We start from the raw sequence: 14,215 nt of genomic DNA on the forward strand, positions 1-14,215 counted from the left end.
TCGGTGCTTGGGGTTGAAGTATGCCAAGTTTCGAGGGCGATGGCAGAACGGGAACGTGCGGGAACGCCCTATGGCCGGAAAGATGGCACAGTGCTACCATTCGGCCGCCTTTTCACACCCCCACCACCACCCAAAGGACTGATCGAGTGACCTACTTTCGTCTGCTGTTAGCTTCAGCAATTATTGCGCTTGTGACGGGCTGTGCCTCACCGGCTCAAATCTCCGGCATGTCGGTAACCGCTGATCAAGCTTCGGCACATACCTATGACGCCCATCTGCAAAACAATGTGCAGCTTTCTGAAGTCAATGGCGGAGATAAAACCAACCCGCTGTGGACCTCGGAAATCGACGGACCTGACTTCCGTGCAGCGCTGGAGCAATCACTTGCCAGCGCCAAATTGCTCGGCAGCACATCGGCGCCTTACGCACTGCGCGCCAACCTGCTGCGCGTCGATCAGCCTATCTTCGGCTTGAACTTTGAAGTCACCAGTGAAGTGGAATACACCCTGACCGAGACCACTACCGACAAAGTGATTTTCCGCGAAATCATTCGCACGCCGTTTACTGCTGGCGTGGGTGATTCGGTCATTGGTATCAAGCGCCTGCGCCTGGCCAACGAGGGCTCGGCTCGGGCGAACATCAATAGCATTCTCAAGCGACTGAGTGACCTCAAGATTGATGCCAAACAGGTTTCGCTGAGGGACTGAATACCGCGGATATTCCGGTAGGAGCGGCGGTGCGGCGACCCGACTTGCCCCGCGATGTGCTGTATAGCGGCAGATCGCGGGGCAAGCCCGCTCCCACAGCAAGCAGCAAGCAGCAAGCACTGTGCACCACTCAGGTGTACCTGAACGCTGTTTCACTTCGAGATTTTTGAGCGAGAAATCCTTGTAGAACCAAGGACTTAGAGATAGGTGGCGACCCCACCAGCCACACCCCGGCACTCGATGTTCCCGCTATGGCTGCTCCCTTCCGGGCCTGACCAGGTTAACGGGTAATCAATGCGGGGGGACCGATGGGGTCACCATAACGCAACTCATCTGGCGATGAGCCGCGCCATTGTACCGGCATCAAGTGAAGATACAACCTCTATTTGAAAAAAAACCATCCGCACTCAATGACTTGGCGCTGCTTCAGGGCATTTCTCCAGGTATGGACGGTGGTGCCTGGGTGATGCACAGGTGAATAAAGTGCAGCTTGGCCACCACCGGCTTGCCCAGGACGAAGGGATAGAAATCCACCTGCCCCATGCTGCGCGACAGTTCATTGAGCATCGCCGACAGTTCGACCCAGGCATTGAGGAACGCCAGAAAGCGCTCGGCTTGCGGGTCGTCAGGCTGGTACAGGTCCTGACGCTGGAACGGCGGGTAGTCGAGGTCCAGGCTGCTGGCGTTCATGCCCAGGGCCAAGGCGGTGTCCAGAGCGTCGGTCATGTGCAGGTAGTGCGCCCAGGTTTCCGCCCAGTCTTCCCAAGGGTGCATGGTGGCGTAGGCGCTTACATGGCTTTGCGCCCAGTCACTGGGGGCACCCTGCTGGTAGTGACGGTCCAGGGCCTCGGCGTAGCTTTGGCGATCGTCACCGAACAATGCTCGAAAGGCGTCCAGCCAGGGCGACTCGGCAATCAGTTGGTCCCAGTAGTAATGCCCGACTTCGTGGCGCAGGTGCCCAAGCAAGGTTCGATAGGGCTCGTGCAATTGCACCCGCACGCGTTCGCGCCAGTCATCGTCGGCCTCACGCACATCGAGGGTGATCAAACCATTGGCGTGGCCGGTGACAGGCGCGTTGCCTTCAAGGTCTACACCGATGAAGTCAAAGGCCAGGCCTTGCGGGTTTTCTTCGCTTTTCGGCGTGACAGCAAGCCCCAGGTGCAGCAACTGCGCGGTCAAGCGGCGCTTGGCGGTTTCCAGTTTGCGCCAGCGCGGCAGGTTGTCAGCAATCGACAGGTCGGGGATGGTGCGGTTCAAGCGGCAGGCCAGACAAAAGCTGTGAGGCTCATCCGCCGCCAGCAGCCAGTTGCAGGCCGCTGCCGTATCGAGATTGGCGCAGCGCCGCAGGGCGCCGACCTCGGGTTCGCCATCGAGCACCCACAGGCCTTCACCAGCCCCTGCAGAGAGGCTGCCCACCTGATTACCCTGCGGCCAGTAGCCCAACGCCGCCTGGCAGGCCAGGCACTGGCTGTTGCGAAAAAACACCGACTGCCCGCAGCGACACTGCCAGACCCGATCCGGGCGCTGTTCACGGCTGACAAAGGTCGCCGCTATCCTGGCGCCCAGTTGCTCGAAAAAACGGTACATGGCGATCCCTCCTGGCTGCTTGCCAAGCCTAGACCATCGCGATCGCCGTGCACGGTTGGCTTACACGCTGATGCCGTGCTCACCGAGGAAAGTTACGAAGGTGTCTTCGTCCAGCACCTTGAGGCCCAGCTCGTTGGCTTTGGCCAGCTTGGAACCGGCGCCCGGCCCGGCCACCACGCAGTGGGTCTTGGCCGACACCGAGCCCGCCACCTTGGCACCCAGGCTTTCCAGCTTGTCTTTGGCGATATCGCGGCTCATGCGCTCCAGCGAGCCGGTCAGCACCCAGGTCTGCCCCGCCAGCGGCAAGCCGGCAGCAACCTTCTTCTCGCTGGTCCAGTGCATGCCAAAGTCGCGCAGTTGGGCTTCGATGGCCAGAGCCAGTGCGGCATTTTCCGGCACCTGAAAATAGCTGCGTACGGCATCTGCCTGCTTGGCCGCCAGGGCCTGGCGCAGGTCGATACCGTCAGCGGCGATGATTTTCTCCAGGCTATCGAGCTTGGCTACCAGCTTTTCAGCGCCGGTCGGCCCGACCGAAGGGATGTCCAGTTTGGCAATCAGGCCAGCCAGCGTGGTGCTGGCCGCAAACTCAGCGGCCAGTTCGCCTTCATCCTGAAGCTGCAGTCCATGCGCCAACAGTTGAGCGATGACCGAACGGTTGTGATCGTCTTCAAAGAAGCTGTGAATTTCGTGGGCCACTTCCAGGCCGATGTCCGGCAGGTAGGTGAGCACTTGCGGCAGTGCCGCCATGACCCGCTGCAACGAGCCCAGCGAGCGCGCCAGCACTTTGGCGGTCTCCTCGCCGACATCAGGAATACCCAGGGCGTAGATGAACCGTGCAAGGCCAGGTTTCTTGCTGGCAGCAATCGCCGCCAGAAGGTTTTTGCTCGACAGCTCAGCAAAGCCTTCCAGGTCGACGACTTGCTCGAAGGTCAGTTGGTACAGATCGGCCGGGGAACGAATCAGCCCCTCATCGACCAGTTGCTCGACGCTTTTTTCACCCAGCCCTTCGATGTCCATGGCCCGGCGCGAAACATAGTGAATGATCGCCTGCTTGAGCTGAGCGGCACAGGCCAGACGACCGACACAGCGGTACACCGCGCCCTCACTGACGGTTTCCTTGCCCTTGCTGCGCTTGATCAACTGGGTGCGCTCTACGTGCGAGCCGCACACCGGGCATTCAGTCGGGATATGCACCGGCCGGGCGTTGTCAGGGCGGCGCTCGCTAACCACCTGCATGACTTGCGGGATCACATCACCGGCACGACGGATGATCACCGTGTCACCGATCATCAGCCCCAGGCGCGCCACTTCGTCCATGTTGTGCAAGGTGGCATTGGACACCGTCACCCCCGCCACTTTCACAGGTTTCAGACGCGCCACCGGGGTCACAGCACCGGTACGCCCGACCTGGAATTCAACGTCCAGCACTTCGGTGAGCTCTTCCATGGCCGGAAATTTATGGGCGATGGCCCAGCGTGGCTCACGTGCGCGAAAACCCAGCTCGCGCTGCGAGGCCAGGCTATTGACCTTGAACACCACGCCATCGATCTCATAAGGCAGGTCATTGCGGCGTGCGCCGATGTCGCGGTAGTACTCCAGGCATTCAGCAACACCAGCGGCATGACGCAATTCGCGGCTGATCGGCATGCCCCAGGCCTTGAGCTGCTCCAGGGTGCCGATATGGGTGTCTGCCAACGGTGCCGACACCTGGCCCAGGCCATAGCAGCAGAATTCCAACGGACGGCTGGCGGTGATTTTCGAATCCAGTTGGCGCAGGCTGCCAGCGGCAGCGTTACGCGGGTTGGCGAAGGTTTTGCCACCAGCTTCGATCTGCGCCTGGTTCAAGCGTTCGAAGCCGGCCTTGGACATGTACACCTCGCCGCGCACCTCAAGCACCGCAGGCCAGCCCTCGCCCTGCAACTTGAGGGGAATGTTGCGCACGGTGCGCACGTTAACGCTGATGTCTTCGCCCGTGGTGCCATCACCGCGGGTAGCGCCTTGCACCAATTGCCCGTCGCGGTACAACAGGCTGACGGCCAGACCATCGAGCTTGGGTTCGCAGCTGTAGTCCACCGCCGCACCCTCAGCGAACAGGTCACCCGCCGGCAGGTCCAGACCTTCGACCACCCGCCGGTCGAACTCGCGCAGGTCGTTTTCTTCGAAGGCGTTGCCCAGGCTCAGCATCGGTACTTCGTGACGCACCTGGCTGAAGGCCGATAAGGCGGCACCACCTACACGCTGGGTCGGCGAGTCGGCAGTGACCAGCTCGGGGTGTTCGGCTTCCAGGGCCTTGAGTTCGTTGAACAGACGGTCGTATTCGGCGTCCGGAACGCTGGGCTCGTCGAGCACGTAGTAGCGATAGTTGTGCTGGTCGAGCTCGGCACGCAGTTCGAGGATTCGGGATTCGGCGGTCATTTGCGTATTCTCTTGCAAAGCAAAAGAGCAGCCTGGGCTGCTCTTGCGTGTTCGGGTTGGCCTTTGCAGGCCTGATCGCGGGGCAAGCCCACTCCAACGGTGGGAGCGGGCTTGCCCCGCGATGCAATTAACGTTTCTGCGTCAGTGCACGGCGCTCGAACTCAACGATGCGCTGGCGATAGTGCTCAATGGTTTGCGCGGTCATCACGCTGCGCTGATCGTCCTTGAGTTCACCGTTGAGCTCATGGGCGAGCTTGCGCGCAGCAGCCACCATGACATCAAAGGCCTGCTTCGGATGGCGCGGCCCCGGCAAGCCAAGGAAGAAGCTCACGGCGCGGGTGCTGAAGTGGTCGATGTCGTCCAGGTCGAACACGCCTGGCTTGACCGCGTTAGCCATCGAAAACAGCACTTCGCCATTACCGGCCATGCTTTCGTGACGGTGGAAAATATCCATCTCGCCGAAACGCAAACCGCTTTCCAGAATGTTCTGCAGCAGAGCCGGGCCTTTGAAGCCGCCCTCGTCACGGGAAATCACGCTGATCACCAGGACTTCTTCAACCGGAGGCAGGTCACGGTTTTCGTTGCTGTTGAAGGCGTTGCCGTTGGCACGGGTTTCATCCGGGAAGTCGTCGTCAACGCTGGCAAACAGGTCGGGCTCGCGTTCACGCGGTTCGGCCGCCAGGTTCAGGTCACCCTGCTGCGGCTCATTGTTGCGCTTGCGCTTGGCGGCTTTCGGCTTGCTGTTGCTGCTGTCGCGCTCGCGCCCCGCACTCATCGACGGCAGGTCATGCTCGTCCAGTTCAGGCTCTTTGTGGGTATCCAATACCCGCGACGGACCGATCAATTCGGGGCTGCTGTCGTCGTCCGGGGCATTGGAGAAGCTGCGATCCAGGCGGAACTTCAGCTTGCCCTTGCCACCGCGCATACGACGCCAGCCGTCGAAAAGAATACCGGCAATGACAATAATGCCGATGACGATCAGCCACTCGCGCAGACCGATTTCCATGTAATCCTGTGCCTCTGTAAAAAATGCTGAAAAATAAAGGGTTTAAACCCCTTTAAAACGTGGCGCCAACTCTATGTTCTGACAGGCGTTTTACCCACGCGAAAAATAAGTGACATTAAGCTAGCACGACCAAAGATAACTTTACACCGTCTGTCGCAACTGACAGGGGCATTTACCGCAGGTTCACGCTTAATCGCCTCCATTCACGCGTCGACCATGGCCATTGCCTCCTCCACATCCACGGCAACAAGACGTGAACAACCCGGCTCATGCATGGTAACCCCCATCAACTGATCCGCCATCTCCATGGCGATCTTGTTGTGGGTGATATAGATGAACTGCACCGTTTCACTCATTTCCTTTACCAGTCGGGCGTAACGTCCGACGTTGGCATCGTCCAGCGGCGCATCGACTTCATCGAGCATGCAGAACGGTGCCGGGTTCAATTTGAAAATGGCAAACACCAGGGCCAGTGCGGTCAGCGCCTTCTCGCCACCTGAGAGCAGGTGGATGGTGCTGTTCTTCTTGCCCGGCGGCCTCGCCATGATCGTCACCCCTGTATCGAGTAAATCTTCGCCCGTCAGTTCCAGGTAAGCACTGCCGCCACCGAAAACTTTTGGGAAAAGTGCCTGTAATCCGGCATTTATCTGATCAAAGGTATCTTTGAAACGGTTGCGGGTTTCCTTGTCGATTTTGCGAATCACGTTTTCCAGGGTGTCGAGCGCTTCGACCAGGTCGGCATCCTGGGCATCCAGATAACGCTTGCGCTCAGACTGCTGCTGATACTCGTCGATGGCCGCCAGGTTGATGGCGCCCAGGCGCTGGATACGGGCGTCGATGCGCTCCAGTTCCTGCTCGGCCTCCTGTTCGCTGGCGGTTCCGCTCAAGGTACCGAGCACCCCTTGCAAGTCGTAACCGTCAGCCAGCAGCTGTTCCTGCAGGGTTTTGCGTCGCACGCTCAGCCCCTGCCATTCCAGGCGGTGCTGCTCCAGCTGGCCACGCAGCAGTTGCGCCTGTTGTTCGGCCTGCGTGCGGCGTTTTTCCGCATCGCGCAGTTCGCGGTCCGCTTCATCCATATGCAGACGGGCCTGACGCATTTCGTCATCGACGCTCATGCGCTTTTCCAGCAGCTCTTCGAGCTTGAGACGCAACTCTTCCAGTGGCGCCTCGCCCTCCTCCAGGTTCAAGGTGAGCTGTTCACGTTTTTCAGTCAGGCGCTCGGACTGCAGCTCCAGGCGCTCCAGAGCCTGGCGGGTGGAATCGTGCTGAGCGCGCAGCGAACCCAGGCGCACCGCCAGCTGGTGGCCGTGGTCCTTGTGCTGACGGGCTTCCTGACGCACCCGATCCAGGCGCTCACGCAGGCTGTCGCGCTGGGCCAGCAGCAACTCGCGCTGCTCGGTGTCTTGGGCCATCAGCTCAAGGGCTTCCTGCAGCAGCAAACGCGACTCGCCAAGGTTTTCGCTTTCAAGGCTGCGCTGACCCAGCAGTTCAGCCAGCTCTTCTTCCAGGCGCTGACGGCGCAAGCTCAATTGCTCGGCGCGTGCCTTGCCCGCCGACAAGCGTGCGTTGGCTTCGCTTTGCTGACGCGTTTCGTCCTGGGTACGTCGGCGCAGGTGCTCGCGCTGTTGTTCCAGCGCTTGCTGCTGTTCGCGCTGCTCCAGCAGTTGGGCCTCCAGCAGTTCAAGAGCCGCTTCCTGCTCCTGGCACTCAAGACCCAGGCGCTCCAGCTCCTGGCCACGGGCCAGCACTCCACCCTGGGCATCGCTGGCACGGTTGACCCGCAGGAAATGCCGCCCCACCCAATAGCCATCACGACTGATCAGACTCTGGCCATCACGCAACTGGCCACGCTGGGCCAACGCCTGCTCCAGGCTTTCCACTGGCACGACCTGACCCAACCAAGGCGCCAGATCGACGCGCCCTTCGACTTTATCGAGCAAGCTGCCAGCCACACGCCCACAGTCAGCGGTTGATTCCAGCAAGCGCAAATCCCCCTGGCTGAACGCCGTCAGGTCCAGGGTGCTGAAGTCATCCACCAGCACCGCCTGCAGATCAGCGCCGAGTACGGTTTCTACCGCCAACTCCCAGCCCGGCTCGACGCGCAGACCTTCGGCCAGGCGTGGGCGCTGTTCCAGGCCCTGGTCGCGCAACCATTGCGCGGCGCCATCACCCGGGTCGAGCGCGGCTTGCTGCAGGGCCTCCAGCGAAGCCAGGCGACCGCCCAGGCGTTGCAGTTCGCCTTGTGTCTGCTGCTGTGCCTGGGTGGTCTGTTGCAGTTGCTCGCGCAACGCCTCCAACTGCTCAACTGCCTGCTGCTCTTGCAGTTGCAGGTCTTCGAGCAGCAGCTCGCTGCTGGCCACTTGTTCGGCCAGGGCCAGAATCGCCAGGTCTTCCGGGTCGGCGCTGAGCTGGTCGCGTTCTTCTGCCAGTTTGCGCTGGCGTTCGGCCAGGCGCTCCAGGGCTTGCTCCAGCTGCTGGATACGCGCCTGCTGCACTTCAGCCTGGCGGCGCGGCTCGGCGGAGCGGGTGTTGAACGTGTCCCACTGCTCTTGCCAGCCGTGCATGGTGCTTTCGGCGTCTTCCAGGGTAGCCGCCGACTCTTCAGCGGCAGCCAGGGTCAGTTCCTGCTCAGGTTCGAGCATTTCCAGCTCTTCACTGAGGGTGGCCAGCAAGGTGCGGTCATGGCCCAGGTGCGACTCGGTTTCCAGACGCGAACGCTCGGCTTCTTTAAAGTCGTCCTGAAGCTGACGCAGGCGCTGCTGGCCATGCTGGATGCTTTGCTCGACCCGGGCGATGTCGCCACCGACCGAATAGAAGCGCCCCTGCACCTGACCAAAACGCTCGGACAGTTCATGATGGCCATCACGCAGCCGCTCGATACTGGCATCGGCGTTGCGCTGCTGCGCCACCAGCGCCTCAAAGGCCACTTCCTGATCGCCGATCACCCCTTCGCGCTGGGCCACCTGTTGGTCCAGCGCCTGCCAGCGCAACGCCGCCAGCTGCGCCTTGAGCTGACGCTCCTCGGCTTTGTATTCCTTGTACTTCTCTGCCGCCTGGGCCTGGCGATGCAAGCGCTCCAACTGGCGCTCCAGCTCTTCACGCAGGTCGGTCAGGCGCTCGAGGTTTTCGTGGGTACGGCGGATACGGTTCTCGGTTTCGCGGCGCCGCTCCTTGTACTTGGAAATCCCCGCCGCTTCTTCGATGAAGTTGCGCAGGTCTTCCGGCTTGGCCTCGATCAGCTTGGAAATCATCCCCTGCTCGATGATCGAGTAACTGCGCGGGCCCAGGCCAGTGCCGAGAAAGATATCGGTGATGTCACGGCGCCGGCATTTGGTACCGTTGAGGTAGTAGGTGTTCTGCGCGTCGCGGGTGACTTTGCGGCGAATGGAGATTTCCGCGTAGGCAGCGTATTCACCGACCAGGGTGCTGTCGGAGTTGTCGAACACCAGCTCGATACTGGCCTGGCTTACTGGCTTTCGGCTGGTGGAGCCATTGAAGATGACGTCGGTCATCGACTCGCCGCGCAGGTTCTTCGCCGAGCTTTCGCCCATCACCCAGCGCACCGCATCGATGATGTTGGATTTACCGCAACCATTGGGGCCGACTACGGCAGCCATGTTGCTGGGGAAGTTGACCGTGGTCGGGTCGACAAACGACTTGAACCCGGCCAGGCGAATGCACTTGAGGCGCATGCTCAGGCAGTCGCCAACGCCGCCAGCACCAGCTCGCAGCTGCGCTGGCAGTATTCGGCCAGCACGCTGCGGATGCGTGCCTGATCGCGCGCAACCACGGCTTCGAGCAGGCTGGCAAACAAGGCGAGGAAGTCGCTCATCTCCGCTTTGCGCTGATCCAGCGCCAGGTAATAGGCGCGGCTCATGGCCGGTTGCAGGTTTTCAACGGTTTCCTGCAGGTACGGGTTGTTGGCGAACGGGTACGCAGCGCGCATCACCGCAAAGCTCTCTTCAACAAAGACCTTGATGTCCTGGCGCTCCAGGGCACTGGTCAATCGTTGCTGGATCGCCAGAAACACCAGCAGATCAGCCTCAACGCGCCAGTGCTGGGCCACGGCATTGCCCAACAGGATGTACAACTCACCCATCAAGGTGCACAGGCTGCGCACGCCATGCTCGTCGAGCTCGGTAACGTGGGCGCCGCGACGCGGCAAGATGGTGACCAGATGACGGCGCTCAAGGATCAGCAAGGCTTCACGCACCGAACCACGACTGACATTCAAAGCCTGAGTAACCTTCTGCTCCTGAATACGCTCAGCAGGCTTGAGCTCGCCGCGGATGATCCGTTCGGCCAGGTAGTGGGCAATTTGCTCGGAGAGGCTGTCCGGCGCCTTGAACGTCATGGTTTTCCTTCAAAATCATTGATCTGTGCAGAGGGCGCAATTGTAGCGCACTTGCCCTTGCGCCGCGCAGGGGCCTGGACACGGAAGTTGGCACGAATGACGCAAAAGATTTACCCGTTCTATAGCCAACTATGCTCTATAGAGAAGCGCCTGAGGCAGGTGGGCAATGCTATGGAAATTTTCCTGACCCAAAGGTCAGAAAATTGTTGACCTAAAAATCAAGTCTGCTTACAGTCCGCTCAACAACAATAAACCGCGTGTGAGGCCTTCCGTGATCCAGTTTCTACTCAACCAGGAGCTGCGCAGTGAGCATGCCCTGGATCCCAACCTGACTGTGCTGCAATACCTGCGCGAGCACTTGGGCAAGTCCGGTACCAAGGAAGGCTGCGCCAGCGGCGATTGCGGTGCCTGCACCGTAGTGGTCGGCGAGCTGGCCGAAGATGACGATGGCCGTGAGCACATCCGCTACCGCAGTCTGAACTCCTGCCTGACATTTGTTTCGTCGTTGCACGGCAAGCAATTGATCAGCGTCGAAGGGCTTAAACACCAAGGCCAACTGCACAGCGTGCAACAGGCCATGGCTGACTGCCATGGTTCGCAATGTGGTTTCTGCACCCCAGGCTTTGTCATGTCGCTGTTTGCCCTGCAAAAGAACAGCGATGCACCTGATCTGCACAAAGCCCAGGAAGCGCTGGCCGGCAACCTCTGCCGTTGCACCGGCTACCGGCCGATTCTGGCCGCCGCTGAACAATCGTGCTGCAACGCCCGGCCAGACCAGTTCGACAGCGCCCAGGAACAAACCATCGCCCGCCTGAAAGCCATTGCCCCGAGCGAAACCGGCGAGCTCAACAGTGGCGACAAACGCTGCCTGGTGCCCCTGACCGTAGCCGACCTTGCCGACCTGTACGGCTCGCATCCTGAAGCTCGTTTGCTGGCCGGCGGTACCGACCTGGCGCTGGAAGTGACCCAGTTCCACAAAACCCTGCCGGTGATGATCTATGTCGGCAACGTCGCCGAACTCAAACGCATCGACCACTTCGACGAGTACCTGGAAATTGGTGCTGCCACGCCGCTGACCGATTGCTATGACGCCTTGAGCCACGAATACCCGGACTTTGGCGAGCTGCTGCACCGTTTTGCCTCGCTGCAAATCCGTAACCAGGGCACCCTCGGCGGCAACATCGGTAACGCCTCGCCGATCGGCGACTCCCCGCCCCTGCTGATTGCGCTGGATGCGCAGATCGTTCTACGCAAGGGCGAGAGCACCCGCACCCTGGCGCTGGAAGACTACTTCATCGACTACCGCATCACTGCCCGCCAGGAAAGTGAGTTCATCGAGAAGATCGTCGTGCCGCGCGCCCGCAGTGCCTGGACGTTCCGCGCCTACAAGGTGTCCAAGCGTCTGGACGACGATATTTCCGCAGTCTGCGCCGCGTTCAACCTGCAGATTGAAAACGGTGTGGTGCAGGCCGCGCGTATCGCCTTCGGCGGCATGGCGGCCATCCCGAAACGGGCCCGCGCCTGTGAAGCTGCGCTGGTGGGCAAAGCCTGGAACCAGGCCAGTCTGGAACGCGCCTGCCAGGCCCTGGCCGAGGACTTCACCCCGCTGTCGGACTTCCGCGCCAGCAAGGAATACCGCCTGCTCAGCGCGCAGAACCTGCTGCGCAAATACTTCATCGAACTGCAAACGCCGCACATCGAAACTCGGGTGACCGCTTATGTCTAACCATCATGTCGCCAAAAGCCAGGCAGAAATGGCCGAGTTGTTCGCTCAGGACCTGACTACCGGTGTCGGCCGCAGCCTCAAGCACGACAGTGCCGACAAACAGGTCAGCGGCGAAGCACAGTACATCGACGACCGTCTGGAATTCCCGAACCAGCTGCACGTGTATGCGCGTATGTCCGACCGCGCCCATGCACGGGTGCTGAAGATCGACACCAGCCCGTGCTACGCCTTTGAAGGTGTGCGGATTGCCATCACCCATGAAGACATTCCCGGCCTGAAAGACATCGGCCCGATCATGCCCGGCGACCCGCTGCTGGCGATCGACAAGGTCGAATTCGTTGGCCAGCCGGTGCTCGCCGTCGCCGCCCGCGATCTGGAGACCGCGCGCCGTGCGGCGATGGCGGCGATCATCGAGTACGAAGACCTGGAACCGGTGCTGGACGTCGTCGAAGCCCTGCGCAAACGCCATTTCGTGCTGGACAGCCACACCCACAAACGCGGCGACTCGGCCACGGCCCTGGCGAGCGCGCCGCAGCGTCTGCAAGGCACCCTGCACATCGGTGGCCAGGAGCACTTCTACCTGGAAACCCAGATCTCCTCGGTGATGCCCACCGAGGACGGCGGGATGATTGTCTACTGCTCCACCCAGAACCCGACCGAAGTGCAGAAGCTGGTCGCAGAAGTGCTCGACGTACCGATGAACAAGGTACAGGTCGACATGCGCCGCATGGGCGGCGGTTTTGGCGGCAAGGAAACCCAGGCGGCAAGCCCGGCCTGCCTGTGCGCGGTGATCGCGCGCCTGACCGGCCAGCCCACCAAGATGCGCCTGCCGCGCGTCGAAGACATGCTGATGACCGGCAAGCGCCACCCGTTCTACGTCGAGTACGACGTCGGTTTCGACGACAGCGGCCGCCTGCACGGCATCAACCTGGAACTGGCGGGCAACTGCGGTTACTCACCGGACCTGTCGGCATCCATCGTCGACCGCGCGATGTTCCACTCCGACAACGCCTATTACCTGGGCGATGCCACGGTCAACGGTCACCGCTGCAAGACCAACACCGCGTCGAACACCGCCTACCGCGGCTTCGGTGGCCCGCAGGGCATGGTCGCCATTGAAGAGGTGATGGACCACATCGCCCGCCACCTGGCGCTCGACCCGCTGGCCGTGCGCAAAGCCAACTACTACGGCAAAACCGAGCGTAACGTCACCCACTACTACCAGACCGTCGAGCACAACATGCTCGAAGAAATGACCGCCGAACTGGAAGCCAGTGCCGACTACCATGAGCGTCGCGAGTCGATCCGCCGCTTCAACGCCCACAGCCCGATCCTCAAGAAAGGCCTGGCGCTGACCCCGGTGAAATTCGGTATTTCCTTTACCGCCAGCTTCCTCAACCAGGCCGGTGCCCTGGTGCACGTCTACACCGACGGCAGCATTCACCTCAACCACGGCGGCACCGAGATGGGCCAGGGCCTGAACACCAAGGTGGCGCAGGTGGTGGCCGAGGTGTTCCAGGTTGACTTCGAGCGCGTGCAGATCACTGCGACCAACACCGAAAAGGTACCCAACACCTCGCCAACGGCCGCCTCTTCCGGCGCCGACCTGAACGGCAAGGCAGCGCAAAACGCTGCAGAAACCATCAAGAAACGTTTGGTCGAGTTCGCCGCACGCCAGTACAAAGTCACCGAAGAAGACGTCGAGTTCCGCAATAACCATGTGCGTATCCGCGACGAAATCATCAGCTTCGACATGTTGATCCAGCAGGCCTACTTTGCCCAGGTGTCGCTGTCGAGCACCGGTTTCTACAAAACGCCGAAGATCTACTACGACCGCAGCCAGGCCCGTGGTCGCCCGTTCTACTACTTTGCTTTCGGTGCAGCCTGTGCCGAAGTGATCGTCGATACCTTGACCGGCGAGTACAAGATGCTGCGTACCGACATCCTGCATGACGTCGGTGCCTCGCTGAACCCGGCCATCGACATCGGCCAGGTGGAAGGTGGCTACGTACAGGGCATGGGTTGGCTGACCACTGAAGAGCTGGTGTGGAATGCAAAGGGCAAGTTGATGACCAACGGCCCGGCCAGCTACAAGATCCCGGCGGTGGCCGACATGCCGATCGATTTTCGCGTGAAGCTGGTGGAAAACCGCAAGAACCCGGAAGACACCGTGTTCCACTCCAAAGCTGTGGGTGAGCCACCGTTCATGTTGGGCATCGCGGCCTGGTGTGCGATCAAGGACGCGGTCGCCAGCCTCGCTGATTACCGTATGCATCCGCAGATCGATGCACCGGCAACGCCTGAGCGCGTGCTGTGGGGCTGTGAACAGCTGCGTAAGGCGGTGGCGGCGCAACAACCGGCTGCTGAGGTTGAGACTGTGACGCCGTGAGGTGTCCATCGCGGGGCAAGCCCGCTCCTAA

Annotated in this window: 8 protein-coding genes and 1 other RNA gene; 3 read left to right on the forward strand and 6 right to left on the reverse strand. The window is 61.0% G+C overall.

The window, feature by feature from the left end:
• Positions 1–20: 20 nt before the first annotated feature.
• Entirely contained in the window at positions 21–707 is a 687-nt protein-coding gene (locus ACVWSC_RS20280; RefSeq protein ID WP_442108877.1) for a hypothetical protein, read from the forward strand.
• Between the two features lie 214 nt (positions 708–921).
• On the opposite strand, the gene ffs is transcribed toward ACVWSC_RS20280, so the two are convergent.
• From ffs to ACVWSC_RS20310, 6 genes are all read right to left on the reverse strand, one after another.
• Positions 922–1,018: signal recognition particle sRNA small type (ffs, locus tag ACVWSC_RS20285), an RNA gene on the reverse strand.
• Positions 1,019–1,133: 115 nt separating this feature from the next.
• Positions 1,134–2,294, reverse strand: a complete 1,161-nt coding sequence (locus ACVWSC_RS20290; protein WP_442108878.1) for a zinc-binding metallopeptidase family protein — start codon at positions 2,292–2,294, stop codon at positions 1,134–1,136.
• A gap of 60 nt (positions 2,295–2,354) precedes the next feature.
• The gene (gene ligA, locus ACVWSC_RS20295; RefSeq protein ID WP_442108879.1) at positions 2,355–4,709 is read right to left on the reverse strand and encodes an NAD-dependent DNA ligase LigA; all 2,355 of its coding nucleotides are present in this window, start codon (positions 4,707–4,709) and stop codon (positions 2,355–2,357) included.
• A gap of 127 nt (positions 4,710–4,836) precedes the next feature.
• Positions 4,837–5,715, reverse strand: coding sequence for a cell division protein ZipA (zipA, locus tag ACVWSC_RS20300; RefSeq protein ID WP_442108880.1), 879 nt, complete (start codon positions 5,713–5,715; stop codon positions 4,837–4,839).
• 203 nt (positions 5,716–5,918) lie between these two features.
• Positions 5,919–9,407 (reverse strand): chromosome segregation protein SMC, encoded by a 3,489-nt coding sequence (smc, locus tag ACVWSC_RS20305; RefSeq protein ID WP_442108881.1) that lies wholly within the window; start codon positions 9,405–9,407, stop codon positions 5,919–5,921.
• Positions 9,408–9,409: 2 nt separating this feature from the next.
• A complete protein-coding gene (locus tag ACVWSC_RS20310) occupies positions 9,410–10,069 on the reverse strand; it encodes a GntR family transcriptional regulator (RefSeq protein WP_442108882.1) in 660 nt (219 codons plus the stop codon).
• Between the two features lie 271 nt (positions 10,070–10,340).
• Between ACVWSC_RS20310 and xdhA the strand changes: the two genes are divergently transcribed.
• Both xdhA and xdhB read left to right on the forward strand, forming a co-directional pair.
• On the forward strand, positions 10,341–11,795 hold the full coding sequence (gene xdhA, locus ACVWSC_RS20315) for a xanthine dehydrogenase small subunit (RefSeq protein WP_442108883.1): 1,455 nt from the start codon (positions 10,341–10,343) through the stop codon (positions 11,793–11,795).
• Positions 11,788–14,184 (forward strand): xanthine dehydrogenase molybdopterin binding subunit, encoded by a 2,397-nt coding sequence (xdhB, locus tag ACVWSC_RS20320; RefSeq protein WP_442108884.1) that lies wholly within the window; start codon positions 11,788–11,790, stop codon positions 14,182–14,184. The genes xdhA and xdhB overlap by 8 nt, the downstream gene beginning before the upstream one ends.
• Positions 14,185–14,215: the final 31 nt, after the last annotated feature.

Source organism: Pseudomonas sp. NUPR-002, assembly GCF_056322725.1.